The following is a 24,175-nucleotide window of genomic DNA, read 5'->3' as shown; positions in this document are numbered from 1 at the left end:
ATTCAGATTGGACCCTGCCCCCGGTTAACGTCCAGGCCGATTTCTTAAGAGAGTTTTACTGCTTAAATATCAACCTAAACATTGCAAAAGTATGCAAATTAAGGCGTATTGCGGCCCCGTTTCAATAAATGGGGGGAAAGGGCCGCTGTTATCAACCAAAATCGTGTTAGTCATGAAGCTAACAACCATTTTATTGCTTGGGGCATTTATTCACCTCAGTGCAGCAACCAAAGCCCAGCTGGTCAGCTACAGCGCAAAGTCTGCCAGGCTGGAAAAAGTATTTGATGTTATTAAACAGCAAACAGGCTATGTATTCTTTTATGACGATGCCGATCTGAAAACTGCGCAACCTGTAAACGTGCAATGGCATGGCACGGAGCTGCGCAATGCATTGTCAGAATTGCTCCGCAACCAGCCGTTCACCTGGAACATACAGGGGAAAACAATTGTAGTGACAAGAACTGTATCGGCACAACCTATATTTCCGATGGAATTCAGGGGAAAAGGCCCGGTTACCGGTACGATCACAAGTCAGTCAGGACAGCCCCTGATAGGAGCTACTATTACCGCGAAAGGGAAAAGCGTAAGTGCTTTCACTGATGCAGCGGGCCGTTTCACCATCAATGCCTCGCCGGAAGATATACTGATTATTTCCCATATAGGATATGCCCGTATAGAAGTACAGGCTTCAAAGCTTACTGAGCTCAGCACGGGTAAATCTATGACTTCGGGAGGCGGGCGCTTTACCCGGCTGGCTTCTGGAGACTTTATGGTAGAACTGACGCCTGCTGTGACTTCCCTGGATGAAACCGTGATTACCGGTTACCAGGTACTACGCAAGTCCAGCGTAGCGGGCTCTGTTAGTTCCATTAAAGCTTCAGAGCTTTATCTGAATGGTATAAATACGATAGAACAATCCCTGCAGGGTAAATTGCCCGGAGTAGTGGTAACCAATAGTTCCGGCCTGACAGGTGTACGGCAGCGTACCAGGGTACGGGGTACTTCTACCTTACTGGGTTCCCAGGAACCAATATGGGTAGTGGACGGAATAGTGCAGGAAGATCCACTTCCCTTTAAAGCATCAACCTTAAATCTGCTTGGAGAGGTAAGCCGGGACAACTTCGATTATATCCGTGATTTTGTAGGTAACTCAATAGGTTGGCTCAACCCGAACGATATTGAAGATATTACTGTGCTGAAAGACGCTTCCGCTACTGCTATCTACGGCGTACGTGCTGCCAATGGCGTTATAGTTATCTCTACTAAAAAAGGCCAACCTGGGCCCGCTACTGTCAATTATTCCCTGAATACAAGTATCACTGAAAAGGTGAATTACAACAGACTGGAAATGATGAACTCCAAACAAAGGGTAGCAGTTTCCAAAGAGATATATGAACGCGGTCTGGTATCTAATTCCGTTAACAATAACGTGGGGTATGCAGGTGCACTGTCTCAATATCTTAATAAAAGCATTACCGCAGAAGAATTTGACAGGAGAGTGGCAAGGATGGAAACAGTGAATACAGACTGGTTTGATATTCTTTTCAGGGCCCCGGTAAGCGTGAACCACAACCTGAGTATTTCCGGCGGGAGCGGCACTACGAGATATTATGCTTCCTTCGGGTATAATACTGCTAATGGTACTGCTAAGGGAAATGACTCTAAAGGATATTCCGGTAACATAAACATTACATCCCGGTTATCATCTAAATTGAATACTTCGCTGCGTCTGTCAGCTACAAATAAAACTACTAACGGCTTCTATATAGTTGATCCCTATGGTTATGCTTCTAAGGTTAACAGGGCGCTGGAAGCTTATACCGAAGAAGGGGCACTGAGTTATTATATCAATTCATCAGGTTTCCTGTATAATTTCATCAATGAGCGGGACAATACTAACCTGCGCACCAATACATTGTCTGCAAATGCCAGCATGGACGTTACCTATGAAATAGCACCGGGACTGCGCTTCCAGACATTGTTTGGCTTGAATTCCAACAATACTGTCGGGGAATCCTATGCAACAGAACGTACTGAGTACATTGCCAAAATACGAAACTATGATTACGGGGCTGCCAAACCTACAGATCAGTTGTATATCAACAGTAAACTTCCTGTAGGAGGAGAATTCAATGAAAATAATAACCGCAATCTTACCTGGAACTGGCGTAACAACCTTTCTTACTCCCGGGTATTTGCGCAAAAGCATGCATTGACTGCCATGATAGGACAAGAGGTTAGTAGCAGCCGGGCAAAGGGTTTCTCTTCCCGTACATTGGGATATCTTCACTATCGGGGAAAGGCTTTTGCAACGCTTCCCCTTACCTATCTTTCCACCAATGTGGCCAACCCATTGTTGCTGGAAATGCCGCATGTCTATACTGATGCACTTGTGAATAATGTCGGATTATATGCAACTGCCAATTATGTGTATGACAACCGCTATGCTTTGAATGTAAGCGTACGTTCCGATGCCTCTAACCGCTTCGGGCAATTTACTGGTGAAAAGTTCAATCCTGTGTGGGCAGCAGGCTTACGCTGGAATGTAGCACGTGAAAAATGGTTTGAGCGCAACGCGTGGCTGTCAGACCTGAGTCTACGCTCCAGCTTCGGTTACCAGCGGAATATCGTTGCAGGTGTGAGTCCCGACCTGATACTCAGGATACCTACTACTCCTGCTTCGGCTGTGGTAGACCAGTTCACGGGAGAATCCATGCTTACCCTGAGTAAGTTACCTTATGCTGATCTGCGTTGGGAAAAAAATACTTCTGTCAACCTGGGTATCGATCTGAGCCTTTTCCAGGGAAGGGTGCAGACAACCGTGGAATACTACTGGAAGAAAGGTCGCGATCTGATCACTAGCCTGACTGTTCCGGTCGAATATGGAGTAGAGAGCATGCCAATTAACGGAGGAAGTATGCTAAACAGGGGACTGGACGTCAGTGCTACTTTTGTACCCGTTCGTACCCGCGATTTTACCTGGAGTGTAGGTATTAACTCTTCTAAGAATTTTAACCAGATTAATCATACAGGTACCCAGATCACTACCTGGAAGACGGCTGTTGCAGGTGCCTATTATAAGGAAGGATATCCTGTTACCGGTTTCTGGGCATTCGACTTTAAAGGGGTGAATCCAGCTAACGGCTTACCGGTTATTGACCTCTCCGTGGCAAAGGATGCAGATTCTACCAACGACCCTACCTCCTATATGCGCTATATGGGCAAGCTTGACCCGGATTTCACTGCTGGTCTGGGTATGAGTTTCCGTTATAAACGTTTTACCATGTCTACCAGCCTCTATCTGCAGGTAGGCGGCAAAAGGTTCCTGACACCGGCTTATGCCCTTTCTCCCTTGCTGCCAAGAGAGTATGAAAACCTTTCTACTGAGCTCCTGCAGCGATGGACACCAGCTAATACAAGTGCAAAGTTTCCAGGACTGCCGGACAACAGGGTAGCTAATACTGTGCTACCCAGTGGGAGGGCTTATAATGTGTATGAAATGTACAATTATAGTACTGCCAGGGTGGTGGATGCCTCAATGCTGCAATGTAACAGCCTGTTACTGGCTTACAGTTTCCCGGAATTGCTGGTTAAAAAACTGGGATGCCGGAATCTCAGTCTTTCAGGAGGTGTTTCCCAACTCTTCTCTATTGTGAGCAAAGATTTCAAAGGAAGGGATGCAGAAGTGGCTACCGGTTCGCAACCACGCACCCGTTCTTATACACTCTCCGCTTACGTCAGTTTTTAATAGTCAAATGAGTAATGAAAATGAAGAAACTACTGATATATCTTTTACCTGTTTGCCTGCTGGCAGGATCCTGTAAGAAATTCCTGGAAGAAACCAGTCCTGACGAGATAAGACCTTCCTCGACCGATGACCTTTACGCATTAATGATCAGTGATGCATATCCTTATTCATCTTCTATGGAAGACTTTTCCGATATGCTTACTGACGATATTAAAAGCTATGGCATGCCTCGCCTTACAAATGGAGAGCTGAACACAGCCTATTCGAGTTACTATGAGAATGGTAAGGGGATCTTTTCGTTTGATCCGCTGGAACTGGAGGGCTCACAAGGAACTGCAGCATCGTCACTGAATGCCTGGAAGAATTGTTATAACAAGATAAAAGGATGTAACATCATTATTGACTATGTTGATAAAGTATCCGGTACTGATGTTGCAAAGAATGCTTTGCGCGGCCAGGCACTACTATTGAGGGGGTTTTATTATTTCAAATTGTTGCAGCTTTATTGTGCTCCTTATAATGGTACAGGTATTGATCCCGGCACAACACTGGGTGTTCCGCTTATCCTCTCTATGCAGGTCAGTGATGAACATGTTGGCCGCAGCACCTTGAAGCAAACTTTTGACCAGGTGGAGAAAGACTTGATGGAAGCGGTCACATTGCTGGAAGCAAACTATACAGCGCCAAATGCATTCCGTGTCGGACATATTGCGGCCTATACGTTATTGTCCCGTTTTTATCTCTACCGTGGTCTCGATGCAGATATGGATAAAGTCATAGACTATGCAGATAGAGTTATAACAGAACGTCCTCAGTTAACTTTGCTGAAAAATTTTATCAGTGCCACCAATACTATTACTATAGCTGGGATTTATGAACAGGCGCGAAGCAGTGAGGTGATCTGGCAATATAGTACTAATTCCAAGAATATGACGGTATTCTTCCCTTTCCCAACCAGTTATTCTGGTCTGCATGCACCTTATGCCGTATCTGATGAGCTGCGTAATATGTATGAAATAGGGCCGGATAATAATCGCAGGGGAGATCTGCGGTATGCTTACTACTTTTATAAATATACGAAGGACGGAGTTGAATACCCGTCACGCGGCGCCAAGGCTGGGCTAAGTCCTACGCCGGGGGAGAAGGGGATCCGTACGGCGGAGGTGTACATTAATGCAGCAGAAGCCCTGTCCCGCCGCTTCAAATCCCAGGGAAATGACGCTGATCGCCTGAAATCCCTGCAATACCTGAATACATTGCGTGAAAGCCGTTATGACACCCGTAATACCGCTTACGTACAGGTAGATATACAACAGGCTGACTCACTGATTAACTTCAGCCTGGCTGAACGCAGGAGGGAATTATCTCTTGAAGAGACTTTCCGCTGGGCGGATATCAAACGGCTGGGGTTGTCAGTAACGCATACCTTCATTGATGCGGATGGTAACAGTACTGTATATACGTTGCCTGCCAACAGCCTTTTGTATGCATTGCCCATCCCGGTCACTGCTATAGAACGGAATAACAACCTGGTACCTAATCCCCGCTAAAATCCAACATCATGAAACAGCTCATTTATATACTTGTTTTTACTGCTGTACTCTTCTCTGCCTGTAAAAAAGAAGAAGCGTTAACGCCGTCTGAAAGCCTGGCGTATACATTGCCGCAGGGTAATCATTCCTATGATACCCTGATCATGGACTACTATAACAAATATGGTACTTATATGCTGTATAAATTCACGGACAGGGACGCTTATTGGACTCCTTCCGGTTGGAAGAATGCAGCTTACGATTCAGTTACCAGAAACTGGTCGTCCGGATTCCTTGTGCAACAGTCCGGGGAACAGTATGTGGCAAAACAACTGGATGTGATCGGAAGATTATGGTTTCGTTTTTATTCAGATAAATTCCTGCAGGAGTTCCTGCCAGCGAAAGTATTGCTATGTTCTTCTGTTGATTCTGTATACCTGGGCTTTGACTTTACTACCACACCGGTTACTTTCTTGAAAAAGGATAAAGAGGTGTATGCATGGTACAGCTATGATAATATATCTGTAAGTTTCGGAAATATGAACGTGGAAAATATAAGCGCATTGGATTCTGCGGCGTTCATCTGGAAAACTTCCAAAATATTCATGGAGCAGATCTTTGCACGTAAATCCGTGAGCCCCGTTGTAGAATTTACCCGGATAACGAGCTATACAACTGCTTTTGCCAGCCAGGCCACTGCATATACAAACGGCTCTATATCCACTTACTGGTCAGCAACGCAGCAGAATGACTGGAATGCCTATATGCTGGCCATGGTTACCTGTTCGGAAACCATGTTAAAAACAGCGGAGGCTAATACCATAAGCTCATTCAAGGGTATTCTCAATTCTACTAAGGATACCAACGGGAGAATAAGACAGCGTTACAATATTGTACGTAATTATTTCATCAATAATTACAATGTAGACCTGCAGGCAATTGGCAATGCTGCCATTCCCCGGTAAAAGATATATTATAACGGAATAAAGACCATGAAGACTATACAGAGACTAATGCTTATTGCCATACTGATAGCAATGTCCCCGCCTTTACAGGTACAGGGAATAGCAAAGCCAGACAGCGTTCCGCTGATTGAAAGCTATATTAAGCCAGAAGCAGAACGCCACTACGGTATGTGCAATGTTTACATACAGGAAGGACGGTATTTGATGGAAGTACCAGACAGTTTGCAGGGACGGGACATACTCAGCGCCATTACTATTGTGCAAGGCTCAGCCCGGGAGGAGCGGCCGGCAGAAAAACGTTTCGGGTATGCAGGAGATGCTGTGTTTGAAAGGATAGTACGGTTTGTAAAGGAAGGAGACCGGCTTAACCTGGTACAACCCCTGTTCATGAATGCGAATGATTCTGCAACCTGGTATTACAGACCAGCCGGAAATGTCCTGCTGCCGGTTTTGCTGTCATTCCCTGTAAAGGCCCGGGGAGCCCATTCTGTATTGATAGATTTCACGGAGATATTAACAGGAGATGGCGACCTCTTTGCACTGAAGGGTGCAAAAGAAGATCTGGGACTGGGCAGCCTGGAAGCCGATAAATCTTCTATACTCAGTATCAGATGCTTTCCCGGTAACATGAATTTCCGCTCTCTGCGGACCTATGGACCGGGGCCTGCATCTGCTACAAATAGTGAAGGACCAAAGAAAACAACTCCGCTATCCACTGCCTGGGAAGTAGGCGCTTCCTGGATATTGCTTCCGGTTACGCCTATGCCTCAACGCTTCGCTGATGAAAGAGTGGGGTATTTCACTAAAGGGATCAAAGACCTTGATCACTTTCCCACCAACCCCCGCATTGTGCAACTTGCTACCCGCTGGGACTTGCGCCCCCGGCCGGAAGATATACAGCGGTACCAGGCAGGAGAACTGGTGGAACCAGAAAAACCAATTGTTTTTTATATAGACCATAATACCCCCGCTTACCTGGTATCTTATTTCATGGAAGGAGTAAATGCATGGCAGAAAGCGTTTGAGAAGGCGGGTTTTAAGAATGCTATCTGCGCTAAACCGGAACCATCTCCGGAAGAGGATAGTTCTTACTCGCCTGAAGATGTCCGTTATTCCTATATCTCTTATAAAGCATCGCCGATTCCTAATGCCTACGGTCCACAAGTGTGCGACCCCCGTTCTGGACAGATCATCAGTTCCCGCGTTGCCGTGTTCCATAATATTATGGACCTGGTACAGCGGTGGTATTTTGCTATGTGCGCTGCAACCGATACTGCTGCCCGCCGTTACCCTCTCAGCCGGGAAGTGATGGGGCGCCTGGTCTGTAATGTAATCACTCACGAAATAGGACACACACTGGGACTGCGACATAATTTTGCCGGCAGTTCATCCTATGATACAGACAGCATCAGGAACGCCGCTTTTGTAGAAAAGAATGGCTTCGGCGCCTCCGTAATGGATTATATGCGGTTTAACTACGTAGCACAACCGGAAGACCATATGCCTGCCGCTTTACTGACACCTGGAATAGGAGTGTATGACCTGTTTGCCATAGAGTGGGGATACCGCTACTTTCCGCAATTCAATTCCCCCAAATCAGCAGCAGATTCCCTGGAGCACTGGGTAACCGCAAAGCGGAAAGATGTACGCCTGCACTTCGGAAAAGAAACAGATCACTATGATCCCCGGTGCCAGTCGGAAGATGTTGGTAATGATCCGGTAAAGGCTGGCCGGCTCGGTATGCGGAACCTTCGCCTTACCATGAAACATTTTGAAGAATGGGCAAAAACATCCGAAATAGATCCGGTGCATTACCGGCAGCAGTACAGAAGCCTGCTGGGCCGCTATCATAATTACATTACACATGCCCTCCGGAATATAGGCGGACGCTATAATAATGCAGACGCCCGCCCGGAAGAGGGGCTGCCTGCATACCTGCCCGTATCCCATGAAAAACAAATGGAAACGATGGTCTTCCTTAAAGAATATCTGCTCACTTATCCCGGATGGCTTTTTGAACCTTCCATTATGGAAAAGGCAGCATTCGAATTTGACAGGGATGGTGCTGAACCTTTCTCCAATTCCCTTTCCCGCTTGCTCATGATGTATGATCAACTGGCCGCCAATGAACTGGTAACCGGCAATAATGCATTTACAACAAACGACCTGTTTAACCAACTGTATGATGCCATTTTCGGAAAATTGCAGAATGGACAACCTGTAAGTGAATTTGACAGAGTACTGCAAAGGGGCCTGCTTATAAAAGCTATCGCAATTGCTGAATCTCCTGCAGCTTTTCCTAATGATGTAGCAGTGAAACTCATGCTGATGATAGACAAGATTAAAATGCGCTGTGAAGTTGCTCTGCCGTTGACTGCCGACCTGCTCACCAAAGCGCATCTGCAATCACTGGCCGATATGATAAAGATCTGGAAAACGGGTGATGCCGGTACATTGCTGGGACGCCAATAAAATCAACATTAATGATGAAAAAATCACTGGTAACTATAGCCGTATTTTTAATAACTACTGCCATAGCAGTTGCGCAGCTATCCTCAAAAGAACCACTTTCATTCGATCAGTTCAATAAAGATGGTATAAAAAAGATAGATGGGGATTATCCCGTATACCTGAAGCATGACAAATATTACCTGGAAATACCAGTCTCAGGACTCAGCAGGGATGTGCTGGTGATGGGGTATGTACGAAAAGGCTATTCTTCAGCTATTGCTAAATCTGCCGGCATTATACGCTTCAGTAAAGGCCTGAACAATCATCTCGACGCTACCCGTGTCCGTTTCAGTGAGGCTGCATCTGGTGACGTGAACGGAGATATGGAAGCTGTGATAAAGAAATCCAACCTGGCACCTGTTAACTACAGCTACCGCATAGAAGCCCTCGGAAAGAACAGGGACAGCTATATTATCGACATCACCCGGCAGATCACGGACAATGGCGATTGGTTCTCTTTTCCGGATATGCCCTCGCTTAGCAGGCCTGATCCTGAACGCTCCCTCGTGCGAAGTGTTCAGCCTGCAGATAACGCAGTACGTTTCCTTGTTGAACGTTCACAGACTGACTTTAACAAAGAATTTGTTTCAGGCCGGAATATGGACAATGCCAGCACATACGAGCTGGAACTGTTGTTCCAGCAGTTGCCTCAAGAGAGAATGCCGCGCAAGCTGGCGGAAGAGACAACTGCATTTGAGACCTTCAGCTATATGGACTACGGGAAGGTGGCATATACTGCCCGTAAAGTCACCTTTGTCCGCAAATGGGATATCCGTCCATCCGGTACCGGAAAACGCCGTAAAGACTCCCTGGTTACGCCTGAGCGAATGATCTCCGTGGCTATAGACCCTAATACGCCTGATTTTTTCAGGAGATATATTGAGGAAGGTATACTTGCCTGGAATGAGGCTTTCCATGCGGCAGGCTATACTGATGTACTCCGGATCGTTCATGCCGGAGATGCCCTTCGCCTGAAGCCAGGTAGCATCCTTGTAAACTGGGGAAATGCTTTTATGAAAACAACAGTGGCTACTGTTGAACATCCGGAAACAGGTGAGATTATTACAGCCCGTATCAACATTACTGAAGGAGTTGCCGAAGAACTGATGACAAAATACCTGGTACAGTGTGGAGCTGTTGACAACCGTATCACGGAAAATATTAAGAACCCGGAGGTGCAGGCAGCTATCCTTCGCTGGCAAATGACAAAAGCAATGGGAGAGGCACTTGGGCTGAGACCTGACCTGAGTGGAAGTATGGCTTACTCTCCTGCGCAACTACGCAATGTTTCCTGGCTGAAGTCTAACAGCTTTGCGACATCTATTATGGACGACCTTGAATTTAATTACCTGGTACAGCCGGGAGATAGTATACCCGTTGAATATCTCCAGCCCCATATTGGCGTTGCCGATGTAGCCTCCATAAAATGGGCCTATGGCAGAACACCAGCCCCCCGGCCTTTCATCGAAGAAAATAAGCAGGACCCCATTACTCAGCATTTTGACCTGTCTTCCAACAAAATAGAAGCTTCCAGCCTTGGTATCCGGAACATCGAAAGGGTCTTTGGCAGGCTTGATACCATCAGCAAACAACTGGATGGCACAGAAGACCTTTACTCCAGTAATGGATCATTATATGGCGCAGCCATTAAAGCCTACGAGAAATATGTGATGGATGTGCTTCCGCTGATCGGAGGTGTGTCAAGACGTACAGAGAGCACAGGTGAAACAGTTGCATTTACCGACGCGGAAACCCAGCGCAAAGTGCTGGAATTTCTGTCCCGGTATGTATTTAGCGGAGTTCCGGCCTGGATGAAAGTGAACGGCGCGCCACGCGGCAGGGTGATAGATATAGAAGACGCTTTTGTACACATGCAGGTAAAAGTGCTGAAGGAGCTAACAGATTTGCAACGTCTGAGCGCCCTTGTACGCCAGGAAACCGCTGTTGGTAAAACGGCTTTTACTGTAAAGGAGTTATTCGCGTTTGTTGACAGAGAAGTTTTTCAGTCTTTCCGTAGCGATCTGGTATTAACATCAGCCCAACGTACCATGCAGGCCAATTTTATCTATGAATTGTCACAGTCTGCATTTAAGGCTAATATTTCCGGTGGACTGAATGATGCCAACATATTATTACACTATTACCTGACCAGCACTGTTACAAAGCTGGAGCAACTGGGAAACACGCACGCGGATATACTGACCCGGGAAAATTACAGACTTATGAAGATGAAGGCCGACCGGGAGTTTTTTAACAAAATAAAAGCCTGAGAAAAATGAGAACGATATATCTTTTCTTTTTGCTGCTTTGCTGTAATAATATCATTGCCCAACACAGGGAGATCTTATTTGAACATGTTTCTCTGGCAGACCTGTTGATAAAAGCAGGGAAGGAAAACAAACTCCTGTTTGTAGACTGTTATACAGAATGGTGCGGCCCCTGTAAAGAAATGTCAAAATATGTGTTCACGCAGGATACCGTGGCAGATTTCTTTAATCAGCATTTTATTAACCTTAAGCTGGATATGGAGAAAGGGGAAGGGCCGGCCGCAGGTAAAAAATACCGTGTAGCTGCATATCCTTCCTACTTGCTGCTAAATGAGAAAGGAGAGCTGGTCTACAAATTTATAGGCGGTATGCCGGCGGCAGAGTTCCTGCAGAAAACAGCCGCAGGGATGGACCCGGATAACCGGCAGGCGCAGATCTTCCGCCGTTATGAAGCCGGCGACCGTTCGCATCCGCTTATGCGGGAATATATCCGGGAAACGCTGAGAATGAGGGAAGTGAAAAGAGGGCAGGAACTGGCGCAGGAATACTTTAACATGCTGACCCGCAAGCAAAAAGCCACACCTGAAAACTGGTTCCTGTTCGGAGAAAATAACCATTCCCGCGAGCTGTCAGACATACATAGCACAAATTTTACCTACCTGGTAGAACACTGGAAAGACTTTGTTCCTGCAAAAGGCATTGATTCTGTAAACCGGAAAATATCCGGGGTTTTTAGAAAAATGACAGGCTACTGCATGCGGGGTTATTATCAGAAAAGTTATAAGTATAAAACAGAAGACTTCACCTCTTACCGTAAGCAGATAAAGAATACGCAGGTGCCGGATAAGAAAAGCCTGCTGGTTATGATGGACATTGCACAGGCCGCCTGCCAGAACGATACGCTGAAGGTAATGAACCTGCTGGCAGATAATATCGGGCATTTCAGCAGTGAAAACATGGATATAGCATTTGATTATATTGCTATGTGCCCGGCTTACAGGAAAGATAAATATCCCCGCTGGACAGAGATCATGCAGACCATTATTGCTCATTCACAAAACAGATTCCTGGTTGATCATGTTAAGACATACTTTTAATATCCTTTTGACAACCCTATGCCTTGTGCCGGTGGGACTGTCAGCTCAGCAGCAGACAGATCCTGCCGGCTATTTCGATGCACCTAACCTGGCTAAGCAGGTCGGATCGCTGACAGTAGTCCCTTTTTTTATAAAGGACACTGATAAATTCTGGTTCAGTGCTTCAGATTCTGCTGAAAATGACTATTACCTGGTAGACCCGACTAATGGCACGCGACGTGTTATTTCTGACCGTGTGTTCCTGGCAGCAAGGCTGTATGAATTACGAAAGGAAAAAATAGATACTTCTGCTATCCGGGTTAGCATGCCAGGTGTTAGTCGCAGGGAAGGGATGCAGGTAATCTACAGAGAGAGCCGTTATAAATATGACTTGGTTTCCGGTAAGCTGACAGAAAACAAACAAGATGAGAAAAAATATGCCGACTGGCGCACCGGGCTTTCTCCTGACAGGAAATGGCAACTGGTCTCAAAAGGGCATAACCTTTATTTGCGCCGGCTGAGAGACTCTGCAGAGACAAAGCTTTCTGCAGACGGAGAACTATGGTATTCCTTCAATTTGAATGATGATGATACATCGCTTACCCGTGAATCGTCTACTGATGCTGTATGGATAAAAGGTACGGCGCAGTTTTATGTTATACGGAAAGATCGCCGCCGGATAGGGACCATGTCTGTGTTACATACATTATATCCTCCCCGCCCGCGTATAGAAACATATAAATATGAATTGCCGGGCGATAAGGAAGTGACACAATACGAACTGTTTGTGGGGGATGCAGAAAAAGGTACGTTCACCCGTATCAATACAAACAGGTGGAAGGACCAGGAGCTGGAAGTCCTGTATGGTGGCAGTAAGGTTTACTTTGTACGGAAAAAACGTACGCGCGATGAAATGGAGCTTTGCTCTGTCAGCCTGCAGGATACAGCAGTGAAAGTACTTATTCATGAAGTAAGCAGGCCTTATATCAACGAGGATCTTTTTGCAGCCGCTATTCTTAACGATGGTGAAGATATTCTTTGGTGGTCAGACCGTAGCGGTTGGGGGCATTACTACTTGTATAACGGAAACGGCCAGCTGAAAAAACAACTGACTGCCGGCGAATGGACGGCAGGAAAGGTAGCGAAAATAGATACTGTTGCCCGCAAACTTTACTTTTATGGATATGGAAGGCAGAAAGATATCAACCCTTATTATGCTTTCCTTTACAGTGTAGACCTGCAAGGCCGGGACCTCCGGCTGCTAACGCCGGAGAATGCTACCCACCATGTATTTATCGATCCACAGGGAAAGTATTTTGTTGATAACTACTCCCGTATAGACCTGGAACCACGTACTATTGTGCGCAGTACTTCAGGCAGGATGGTCATGGAAGTATGGAAGCCGGATATCAGCCGCCTGTACCGTTATGGATGGAAGAAACCTGAGATGTTCAGAATAAAGGCAGCAGACGGGGTTACAGATCTTTATGGGATCATGTGGAAACCGTTCAATTTTGACAGCGCGCACAGATATCCTGTGATCTCCCAGGTATATCCCGGCCCGCAGACAGAAACCGTATGGTCGGAGTTCACGATATTGGACCGTTATAACAACACTGCCCTGGCTCAGACAGGTTGCATCGTTGTATGTATGGGACATCGGGGTGGATCTCCTTATCGGAGCAAAGCATATCACACTTACGGATATGGTCAGTTGCGTGATTACGCCCTTGCTGACGATAAATATGGTCTTCAGCAATTGGCTGCCCGCTATCCGTTTATCGACACTACCCGCATTGGTATATTCGGGCATTCCGGTGGAGGTATGATGGCAGTTACCGCTCTCTGTACTTATCCTGATTTTTATAAAGTAGCAGTAGCCTCTTCAGGTAACCATGACAACTATATTTATAACCGTACCTGGGGAGAGACATTCCAGGGAATACAGCAAAAGGATGATTCCACGTTCTCCTTCAGCGTACCGCTCAACCAGGAGCTGGCAGGGCGCCTGAAAGGGCATTTATTGCTGGTAACCGGTGAAGTGGATGCCAATGTGCATCCCGGTAATACGTACAGGATGGTAAATGCCCTGATACAGGCGGGGAAAGATTTTGATATGCTGGTGCTGCCGGGACAGAGCCATACCTACGAAGGGAAACATAAAGAGTATTTCCAGCAACGATTAAGGAATTATTTTAAGCAATATTTTATCGGTATTTTCTGATGCTGCCGGCGGCCCGGCTTTTTCAATATTGCGGACAGCAATAACTATCAGGGCATTAACGAAGTGTTTAACAACATCCTCCTGGCAAAGATCAGGATGCTCCAGTGTATGCAACCAGAAGCGAATAAGAGTTAAACTGAAAAACGATCTGTCCAAAGAAAAAGCAAAAGGGCTTGCCAGGAAAATCTACAGTTCACTATCGCGTTCACAAAAAAGTAGCGAAGTACCAATCCGCTAAGTATTATGCCAACCAAACTTAGCATTATGGCCAGAATTGCACCGGCTTTTCCACTTCCTGACCCGAACAGCGCTGATCAGTTTTATGATCTTTAACCCGCTGATAAAAAAGAAAACAGTTAAATAAAGCAGCTGAAATATGCTTCGGTGCCCGGTAGAATTATCTACCGGGCACTGAAGCATTTATCCGCTCCATCAGCATGACCGGCTTCTCATTTTTCGAATAGACAGCTAATTATTTCATCAGGCTGATATTGGTGAGACCACCGTCTGAAAGTATCTCCGTACCAACTATAAAAGCCGAATCATCAGATGCTAAAAATACCGCCGCATGGCCAATGTCAGAAGGAAGCCCTTGCCTGCCTGCAGGCGTAATATCTGTCCATGCCTGTTTCACCTGTTCCAACTGTTCCTGTGGTACGATCTTACCAAATACAGGCGTATCGATAGACCCCGGCGAAAGTGTATTCACCCGTATTTTCCTGGATAACAGATCGAGCGACAAACCTTTAGCTAATGATATAATAGCCGCTTTTGCCGCACTATAAATAGCCATTCCCGGTACCGCACGATGTGCAGCGCTTGAGCCGATAAGTATGACAGAAGCGCCGTCATTTAAATACGGAAGCGATTTTTGTACAGTAAAATAGACACTCTTTAAATTCAGGTCCATATAACGGTCATAATTCTCTTCAGTAACATCAGTTATAGCAGCCATCGGAAATCCATCCACTACACCGCCCGCATTCACTACCAGGACGTCGATCTTCCCAAATTTATCAGCTGTTTTTTTGAATGTATTTTCCAGGTCACTAAGAGAAGTAACATCTCCTTTAATGCCGATAAAACCGGTTCCCAATGCGTCTGCAGCACTGGCTAATGTCGCTTCATTCCTGCCGGTAATAGCGCCAACCGCACCTTCGTTCCTGAATGCTTCCGCAATGCCGAATCCAATTCCGCTATTGCCGCCTGTAACTATTGCTACTTTGTTCTTTAGTTTACTCATTTTTCTGATTGTTTAATTCCTGAGAGCAAAGTTAGATCAGGCTAATTTATTTTGGTAACTTTGTATCCAAAAGTAACAGTAACCTGGAAGTAACAAAGTAACTTATGACGTGCAATTATTTGGAAAAGGAACACAAAAATGAAATGCGGGCTGTCCAGGATTCAATGGACGTATTAAGCGGGAAATGGAAAATAGCTATCATTTCCTCTATCTGCTATTACAACAAAAGAAGATTTTCCGACATTTTGGATGATATAGATGGTATTTCCAACAAAATGCTGAGCAAGGAATTAAAGGAACTGGAATTAAACAAACTGGTTAAACGAACCGTTTTAGACTCCCAGCCTGTAACCGTTCAGTATGAGCTTACTGAACATGGAAAAACATTGCAGACCATCATCAATAACCTCACAGAATGGGGAATAAAGCACCGGAAGGAAATTCTCGGGAAATAGTTTGCATCATTAATTTTTCGCTATCGCGTAGCTACAACAGTAACAGCACCACAGCCGCATAGATCACACGATTTATGCGGCTGTTTACTCATACACCGGAAGGATACTATCTCTCAGCAGATCAGGCATCCGGTATCTCAGGCTCCACCAGCTTAGCCAGCTTTTCCAGCGATTCCTGCCAGCCCAGGTAGCACATTTCTGCAGGTATAGCAGCAGGAATCCCTTCCTGTGTAATTTTTATCTCTGTACCTGCAATAGTTTTCCGGAGAGACACAGAAGTGGTCATCTCTCCCGGCAGGTTCGGATCGTCAAACTTATCAGTGTATTTTAAAAACTCAGAAGGTTTAATTTCCAGGTACGTGCCACCAAATGAATGACTATTCCCGGTTGAAAAATTTTGGAATGACATCTTATGAGTGCCCCCCGGCTTTACCTCCATCTGATGAACAGTGCAAAGAAAGCCATAAGGAGGTAACCACGACGCAATGGCGGAAGGCTCAGTAAATGCGCGGAATACTTTTTCCGGCGATGTTTTAAGAACTCTGTGCAGCGAAACGGTGTTGCTTGACATAAGATAATATTTTTGTTCCTACTCATCTGGCTTTTCGGCTCCGCCCGTTTTTGAAATGGTAGCTGCTCCACTTATATATCATTATTGCTTATCTGTTACTTGCCGGCAACAGGTTGGTAAGTAAGGATCACTCCGCCTGTCATTAATTATTAGTTTACCCATGTTGTTATATTTTCATCGTTGATTGAGTTTTGCAGCTTGTCCTGCAATTGAACACTAAAGTAAAACCCATAATTTAGTTTGAAGAGGGGTGATCACGTCAAATTTGAGGGCAATCACGAAAGGTCTGATCTTCCCGGAATACGCTCACCGGAATTTTGCACATCAGTGATATTTACACCAATTGGCAGAATCAACCGGGACAAAAATTATTTTCCAAAAACAAATTTTTAATTTATTTTGAATCAATCTTTGTAACCCGCACAATTAAAATTGATTAATTGTCTGGATTTTTGATTGTCGTTCCCGGATCTGCATTTATATTAAACCTCAATATATACCCTATGGCAGAAGATATTCTTTGTTATGTTACCAACAATACCTCAGATTCCTACAGTCCCACCACCAATCTGGAACATGGAGAGGAAGATCCGCTGGCAGCGCAGACCATAGCTGCCAACTCCGGACAAACCCTGGTCTTTTCATTCAAAAAAACGCCAGGGGCCGCACATGGGGTAACCGGGTATGTAACTTATACGCTTACCGACGGTACAGTACTTACCTTTACTTTTAATAACCCTCACGACCAGGAGGGAACAGCCGGCAGTTCAAACGTCTATTTCTATGCAGGACTTACCAACGTGCCTTCCTCCGGTACCTTATACGTGGTAAGTTGCTCGGCCAACCTCGACGGACAGTCACTGAGCGCTACTGACCCACCCATAGGCACTGTTTTAACAGTTTATGTAACTATCAGTCTGAACATCTAATCCTTTTTACCATGAGTTGGAATAACAGCCAGACCTGTGGCGTTACTGTAATCGTCACAAACAATACCGGGCAGGGTGCTATCACTTTTAACAGCCTGTCTTTCCTGCAGAACAGCGATTATACGAATATTGGTTTCCCTCCGCTGGTGTGCACCACACTGGATAACAACACTTCAGCCACTATCCTGGAAGCCACTTATAGACAGCAATGGACGAGTACCGAACAGGGACCGGTGCCTGCAACTTCTACAACCTGCGGCACCGCTACCTTTAACCTGCCCAATGGTAGTCAGCTGACTATTACCTGGGACCTGGACGCCTTTAACGGAGGCGACCAGCCACAGATTGTAACAGGCGTAGGATACTCCGCCAGCGGCGCTACTACGCCTACGTCTGACGACGGCTATAACTACACTTTTAATGTCACCATCGCCGTGCAATAAACACGACGCTTTACTCCAGGCTATGAAAAACTACTATTATGCCTGCCTGGCATTGCTGTTGCTTTCCCATGCAGCAGCAGGTCAACGCAAGCGCGTGAACAAACTTAAGCAGCCGGTACCGGCTATCCTTCCTTCATTTAACGGCATTATCAACGGAAAAATGACTGTTACGCCGGATGGCGCATTTACTTATGCCATTCCCCTGCAGCTGCCGCCAGGTAACGTAGGAGCAGAGCCCGGCCTGGAGCTGACATACAGCAGCCAGTCGCCCAACGGGCTGCTGGGCGCCGGCTTTTCACTCAGCGGCCTGTCGGCCGTAACCCGTACCGGTGCCACAGTACCGGAAGATGGCTTCCGGGGAGGTGTGAACTATAATGCGAACGACAGGTTTGCGCTGGACGGCGCGCGGCTGATGAACAACAGTTCCGGCGCCAGCCAGTATTTTAACGCAGGTAGTAGTTATTATACTGAACAGCAGTCATGGAGCAATGTGGTGGCCAATGGTACTGCCGGACAAGGCCCCGCTTCCTTCACTGTATATCGTGAAGACGGATCAGTGGCACAATATAACAGCCAGGTAGTAGCCCAGGGACCTGCTTTTTCCGGTAGCAGCCTTCAGGGATCAGTACGCAAATGGCTGATCAGCAGCCTGACTTCTACAACAGGCAACACGGTTTCTTATGCTTATACCAGTATGCCTAAAAACTTACAGGGAATTCCCATGAACGGCAGCGCCAATGACGGTACAGCCTACCCGGATGTTATCTCCTATAACGGAAGAATGATCCAGTTCCTTTATGAGCCCCGGCCCGATACGCTGATGCAATATAGCGGTGGCGCAGGTAACAGCGTATCTGTAAGACTGAAGGCTATACAGTCTTTCCTGCTGGCCGGTAATGATACCACACCGGTAAACAGCTATCTGTTTTCGTATGACAGCACTGCGCCACTGAATATCAGTCGCCTGGCGACTGTCGTATTCCTCGGCAAACAGGGTGGGGCCAGTCAGCCGCTTACCTTTCAGTGGACCAACGGGGCCTCTGGCCTGGTGGGCCAGACTATAAGCTGGAACGGGCCCGGCGCTAACACCGGTTACGTGGCCGACTTTAACGGTGACGGCATAACCGACCTGGCGCCGGTAAGCAATAACGCTATTACAAATATCTATTACGGCGCACCCGGTGGATTTACTACCCAGCCCCTGTCAGGTTCACTGCTGGTGACACCTAATTCTACAGTATCTGACTTTAACGGCGATGGCCTGCCGGATCTGCTGGTACCGAAGACCGGCATCGGTTTGCTATACTATGGCAATGGACAGGCATTTAACACCACTCCGGTAGTTATTAATAACTTCCAGTTCAGCCAATCCTGCGCTACCTGTCAATGGACAGCAGATTTTAATGGTGATGGCCTTGCCGACTTCCTTTCCATTACCGGCACAACAGGATACCTGTATATCGCCAATGGAAACGGCTTTAATCCCGTACAAAACCTCAATAACCTGTCTCTCAACGGCAGCCAGATCTTTGTAGGAGATGTGAACGGAGACGGACAGGCCGACCTTTTTTCCGCCGGTAACACAGGCGGAACGTTATATCTTTCTGATTTCTCACACACCGGCAGCTTCCTGCCTTCCATCCCACTGCCCGGTATGACCATCAGCAGCAGCATGCAAAATAACCTGCTGGCAGATTATAACAGCGACGGCCTGGCAGACCTGCTCGCTTATACCGGTACTCAGTATAACCTTTACTATTCCAACGGCCAGGGCTTCAATAACGCGATACCGCTTAATAACATTAACCTGGGCAGCTCGGAAAACTGGCTGAGCGATTTCAATGGGGACGGAACGATGGACTTCTACACCCTCAACGGTACCGCCTCTACCATCTACTATTATGCCGGCAACAGGTTTCAGGCGCAAACCGGCAATTCACCGGCTTTACTGTCAGAAAATACATGGTCCGGCGACTTTAACGGCGACGGCATTGCCGACCTGTTTGCTGCCAATACCGCTACTATTTACTACGGTGGCAATGCAACAGCCGGCACCATACCGGCAGCCAACCAGGTGCCTAACCTGGTTACCAGTATCAATAATGGCATTAACGGCACGTATGCTGTACAATACGCGCCCATCACCAATGCAGCTGTGTATACCCCGCAGGCAAATACCGGTACAGCACTGGAAGAACTGCGCACACAGAACAGGTATAATAGCCAGGCGCTCGCCCCTGTACAATTAAGCCCTTACCCTTATGTACATACGCAGTCAGCCAGGTATGTGGTACAAAACTATACAATGGCAGACGGATTGGGGAATAGCTACCCGTACAGCTATAGGTATAGCGGTTCCTTGCAGGATGTACAGGCATACGGGTGGCTGGGCTTTCAGCAAACCACTGTAACAGACAGCAGCGCAGGTAACATGCTTACCAATCAGTATCTGCAGCTCTATCCTGCTACAGGCAGGGTATATAACAGCAGTAAATATGATCTTTCGGGTAACCTGTTGTTACAGCGTCGTACTACCTATAACATAGTGGCAGATTCCCTGGACCTCCTGCCTTCCGTAAGCTACCAGGTACTACCTGCTACCCGCAGGAACGATTACTATGATTATGGCACATTCGCCTATACTACGGGTGTAAATTATTACTATGATGCTTTCGGTAACGTAACCACGCTGGTGCAGCTGAACGATACCACGGAGCTATACAACAAAGTATACACGATCAATAATTATATAAACGATACGAGCGGCTGGCATATCGGCTATCTCACATCCAGCACACTGGCAGCCGATAGCGCAGGGAACAATATATTGAAGGCCACAGCTTACCGGTATGACAGTACCACCTGGCAGCCGGTCAGCAAAACAGCGTGGTTGGACACTGACAGCAGCTGGCTGAGTGAGCAATATGCTTATGATACCTATGGCAACAAAGTAACTGTCGTAAACTTTGCTGGAGATACCGCGCAATATGCGTATGACAGTACGTATCATACCTTCCCCGTTATCCAGACCAGCCCGCCCAATCAATGGAACAACAAACTGGTAAATACTATGACCTATGATCCTGCTTTCGGGAAACTGGCTATTGCTACAGACGCAAACGGTAATACCCTGCAAACCATCAGCGACCAGTTTGGGAGAGATAGCCTGATGATGGGACCGGACAGTTCCGGCAACGCCGTTGTACTATCACAGGTGTTCTATTACCTGAACGGCGCAACAGGTTATACCAGGCAACGCCTGGTACGGAACAACTGGAACGGTTTGCAATGGGACAGTTCAACAGTGAGCTATGATGGACTTAACCGGGATATACAGCATAGCTGGAGCGGACAAAATCATCAACCGGTACTGCAAAAGAAATCCTACAACAGCAAAAACCAGGTTGTTACAGCCAGCCTGCCATTCTTTGCACAGGATACGGCACAGGTCAGCACTTATCAATATGATCCTTACCAGCGTATTATTACAGCCAGTCTGCCCGGGCCTGGCGGACAAACTATCCTGAATCAGTACAGCTACACCGGTAAGCAGATCATGATAAAAAATGCAGTAGGTTCAGCAGATTCCACCACCAGCTACCGCAATTTTGATTATTACAATGGAGGCCGCGTTACTACACAAAGACAGGATGAAGCCGGATTTATCACAGGTTTCGCCTATGACCTGCTGGGCAGAAACACAGCCGTTACCGATCCCGGCGGACTGATCACCTCCTATACGCTCAATTCCCTGGGAGACATGATCGCCACCACCAATCCGGCAAGCGGTAACACCTGGTACTTACGCAACTACACCTCCAATTACTATGCGGAAGTGAATAATACCGGCGATACAATCGTGCATCAGTACGATGCGCTGGGAAGGGAAATAACCAGGCAATCACCCACCGGTACCATCAGCTTCCAGTACGATGTACCGGGAATCGCCAACGGTATGACCAACCGCTGCAAGGTGATACTGGAAGATACCAGTGTCTATTACACCTACGCCTACGATGCTTATCATCAGCAGGTAAATGCTACCCTGCATATCGGCGGACAGGACTACACAGAAGACATTACCTACAATCCTGATAAAGTAGTGAATAGCCTGCAATACCCCGATCAGTCCACTGCGCAGTACAGCTACTATGATAATGGCTATCTGCAACAGGTGAGCATGACAGATGCAAACGGGAATGGATCGCCTCAGAACTATCTTACCTATGGGCAATATGATGCGGCGGGCAATGAGACACAGCTGAATTACGGCAACCAGACCTCACGTACAGCCAGCTTTAATCCTTTTGGCAGCCTGGCCGGCTACAGCATTAACAACGCAAACGGTCAGACGTTCGTGAATAAGTCATATACATGGAACCTGGTCAACAACATTACCGCCATAACAGATAGCCTGAATGCCTCGAATAGCGAGCTTTACCAGTACACGCTCAATAACCGCCTGGATAGCGCTGTAGGAAGTTACGGCGCTGCAGGCTATGCCTACGATTCTTCAGGAAATCTGCTGCGTAAAGACAGTGTTGTTTATCAATATAACAACCAGTACCAGGTAACGGCAGGTTATAACAACAACAATCCTTACTTCACAGCCGGCTACGACAGTAACGGCAATCTTTCCTGGCGCACCCTTTACAAGGGACAGGACTCCGTAAGACAAACGTATGTCTACAATGTATACAACCAGCTGACTGCTGTTCTCTCCGGCGCTGATACCCTCTTTACATTTATGTATAATGAATCGGGAAACAGGCTGATAAAGAAAGATTACCAGCAGGGCATTACCACTTACTATATTAGTCCGCATTATACCGTGTATACCAGTGCAGATAGCGTATGGACCACTAAGTACGTTTGCTCGCCGGCAAGCATGATCGCTGCCGTTAATGCCGGTGCTGCATCGGGTGGCGCATTTTCTCCGCGTGGCATTAGTTACCTGCATCAGAATTTTATCGGCTCTACCGTTCTTACCACCGATACCCTGGGCAACACCGCCAGCCAGGTACAATATGCACCGTTTGGAAGCCTGGCTGCTGTAAGCGGACAGGATACTGCCACCTACCTTTTCGGTAGTAAGGAGCTGGATGGCAGCGGACTTTATTACTTTGATGCCCGGTATTACGACCCGGTAACCGGCCGCTTTACCACAGCAGATGACCGGCCAGGCGGGCACCGGCTGCAAACGGATGTGTTTAACCGCTATGCTTACACGGTAAATAACCCCGTGAAATATGTTGACCCTTCCGGTCATACTCTGGGAGGTGGTATTATCCTGGCGGTGCTCCAGTTTATTGCCGATATATTTACCGCCGGCGCCGAAATACCGGAAGAGCTGGCCGCAGACGGAGCGATGATCGCCGCCCGGCGCGCGGCAGAAGAAGAAACTGACGCTACTTTCTTACGGGCGCTGAGCAGAGCCCGGCAGATAGGAGACATTGACGATGAGAAAGCCGTATCCATTTACCAGACAATGCGTGACATTAATGATGGCTTCAGCCCCGCAGAACGCCTTGCCATGGAAGGGGCACACGGGGTATATGAATCTCCTCTCATAGGCGGCGATCTGCCCGGCAGTGATGCCTATGGCAACCCCTTTTGGAGAAATAGGCTGGGCCAATTGCTGGATGAGGAAATAGATTACCGGGAAAGAACCACCGCCACAGGAGAAAATATGTGGCTGGACTCCCGGAGGGAAATAGGCAACCTGTTAACGAATAACGTTGGCATGGGCTATAAATTCGTGCTGTCGTTTGATGACTTTACACTGAGAGTGGGCACGGAAGCGCTTAAACACGCAGCTATTGAAGGCGAAGGCCGGCTGGTATATATTGCAGGAGAAGTAACATTACAAAGAGATGGTACCCTGTTACTCGAAAGCATCAGCGGGCATTACACCCCCAAAATAGCCGGACTGCCTACCTCAGCGCCATTCTGGCGTATGATCGAGGAAAAAGGATACCTGCAGTTTACAAGAATTATTTATGAAGGATTTTAGGTCATCATAATGCAGTGTTGTTGTAATGAATTATGCGCCTGATTTTAATGTTGATGAAGAAAGTATAAAAATAGGCGTTAGAAGTTTTTCATCCCTGATTATCGTAAGACTAAATAGAAAATAAGCACAATTTCAACCAGACCATACACAGATTTTCATTTTTAGCTACAACATAGTCAAATTCGGTTACAGCGTTTT

At 46.8% G+C, this 24,175-nt stretch carries 13 protein-coding genes; 11 read left to right on the top strand and 2 right to left on the bottom strand.

Annotated features, from left to right (window positions below; all coding sequences use genetic code 11):
* The first annotated feature begins 172 nt into the window (after nucleotides 1-172).
* From GO493_RS18905 to GO493_RS18875, 7 genes are read left to right on the top strand one after another with little or no spacing between them, the layout of a single operon-like run.
* The gene (locus tag GO493_RS18905; protein WP_198315762.1) at nucleotides 173-3,748 is read left to right on the top strand and encodes a SusC/RagA family TonB-linked outer membrane protein; all 3,576 of its coding nucleotides are present in this window, start codon (nucleotides 173-175) and stop codon (nucleotides 3,746-3,748) included.
* Nucleotides 3,749-3,768: 20 nt separating this feature from the next.
* Complete coding sequence (locus GO493_RS18900; protein WP_157307791.1) at nucleotides 3,769-5,298, top strand: RagB/SusD family nutrient uptake outer membrane protein; 1,530 nt, start codon at nucleotides 3,769-3,771, stop codon at nucleotides 5,296-5,298.
* Between the two features lie 11 nt (nucleotides 5,299-5,309).
* Nucleotides 5,310-6,245, top strand: coding sequence for a putative zinc-binding metallopeptidase (locus GO493_RS18895; RefSeq protein ID WP_157307790.1), 936 nt, complete (start codon nucleotides 5,310-5,312; stop codon nucleotides 6,243-6,245).
* A gap of 27 nt (nucleotides 6,246-6,272) precedes the next feature.
* Entirely contained in the window at nucleotides 6,273-8,717 is a 2,445-nt protein-coding gene (locus tag GO493_RS18890) for a zinc-dependent metalloprotease (RefSeq protein WP_157307789.1), read from the top strand.
* Between the two features lie 11 nt (nucleotides 8,718-8,728).
* On the top strand, nucleotides 8,729-11,026 hold the full coding sequence (locus GO493_RS18885; RefSeq protein ID WP_157307788.1) for a DUF5117 and DUF5118 domain-containing protein: 2,298 nt from the start codon (nucleotides 8,729-8,731) through the stop codon (nucleotides 11,024-11,026).
* Nucleotides 11,027-11,031: 5 nt separating this feature from the next.
* On the top strand, nucleotides 11,032-12,120 hold the full coding sequence (locus GO493_RS18880) for a thioredoxin family protein (protein WP_157307787.1): 1,089 nt from the start codon (nucleotides 11,032-11,034) through the stop codon (nucleotides 12,118-12,120).
* The gene (locus GO493_RS18875; protein WP_157307786.1) at nucleotides 12,101-14,323 is read left to right on the top strand and encodes a S9 family peptidase; all 2,223 of its coding nucleotides are present in this window, start codon (nucleotides 12,101-12,103) and stop codon (nucleotides 14,321-14,323) included. The genes GO493_RS18880 and GO493_RS18875 overlap by 20 nt, the downstream gene beginning before the upstream one ends.
* Nucleotides 14,324-14,795: 472 nt before the next feature.
* Here GO493_RS18875 and GO493_RS18870 read toward each other — a convergent pair whose 3' ends face one another.
* The gene (locus tag GO493_RS18870; RefSeq protein WP_157307785.1) at nucleotides 14,796-15,566 is read right to left on the bottom strand and encodes an SDR family oxidoreductase; all 771 of its coding nucleotides are present in this window, start codon (nucleotides 15,564-15,566) and stop codon (nucleotides 14,796-14,798) included.
* Nucleotides 15,567-15,670: 104 nt separating this feature from the next.
* Here GO493_RS18870 and GO493_RS18865 point away from each other — a divergent pair, with 104 nt between their 5' ends.
* The gene (locus GO493_RS18865; RefSeq protein ID WP_198315760.1) at nucleotides 15,671-16,021 is read left to right on the top strand and encodes a winged helix-turn-helix transcriptional regulator; all 351 of its coding nucleotides are present in this window, start codon (nucleotides 15,671-15,673) and stop codon (nucleotides 16,019-16,021) included.
* A 121-nt stretch (nucleotides 16,022-16,142) separates the two neighbouring features.
* Here the strand turns inward: GO493_RS18865 and GO493_RS18860 are convergent, their stop codons facing one another.
* Complete coding sequence (locus GO493_RS18860; protein ID WP_157307784.1) at nucleotides 16,143-16,592, bottom strand: SRPBCC family protein; 450 nt, start codon at nucleotides 16,590-16,592, stop codon at nucleotides 16,143-16,145.
* A 503-nt stretch (nucleotides 16,593-17,095) separates the two neighbouring features.
* Here GO493_RS18860 and GO493_RS18855 point away from each other — a divergent pair.
* From GO493_RS18855 to GO493_RS18845, 3 genes are read left to right on the top strand one after another with little or no spacing between them, the layout of a single operon-like run.
* Nucleotides 17,096-17,521: a hypothetical protein gene (locus GO493_RS18855; protein ID WP_157307783.1), complete on the top strand. Its 426-nt coding sequence runs from the start codon at nucleotides 17,096-17,098 to the stop codon at nucleotides 17,519-17,521.
* 11 nt (nucleotides 17,522-17,532) lie between these two features.
* Complete coding sequence (locus GO493_RS18850; protein ID WP_157307782.1) at nucleotides 17,533-17,964, top strand: hypothetical protein; 432 nt, start codon at nucleotides 17,533-17,535, stop codon at nucleotides 17,962-17,964.
* 22 nt (nucleotides 17,965-17,986) lie between these two features.
* The gene (locus GO493_RS18845) at nucleotides 17,987-23,977 is read left to right on the top strand and encodes an FG-GAP-like repeat-containing protein (protein ID WP_198315759.1); all 5,991 of its coding nucleotides are present in this window, start codon (nucleotides 17,987-17,989) and stop codon (nucleotides 23,975-23,977) included.
* Nucleotides 23,978-24,175: the final 198 nt, after the last annotated feature.

The organism is Chitinophaga tropicalis, from assembly GCF_009758205.1.
Lineage (GTDB): Bacteria > Bacteroidota > Bacteroidia > Chitinophagales > Chitinophagaceae > Chitinophaga > Chitinophaga tropicalis.
Note: the sequence above shows the minus strand (reverse complement) of the source record. Positions and strands in the feature narration are given on the sequence as shown.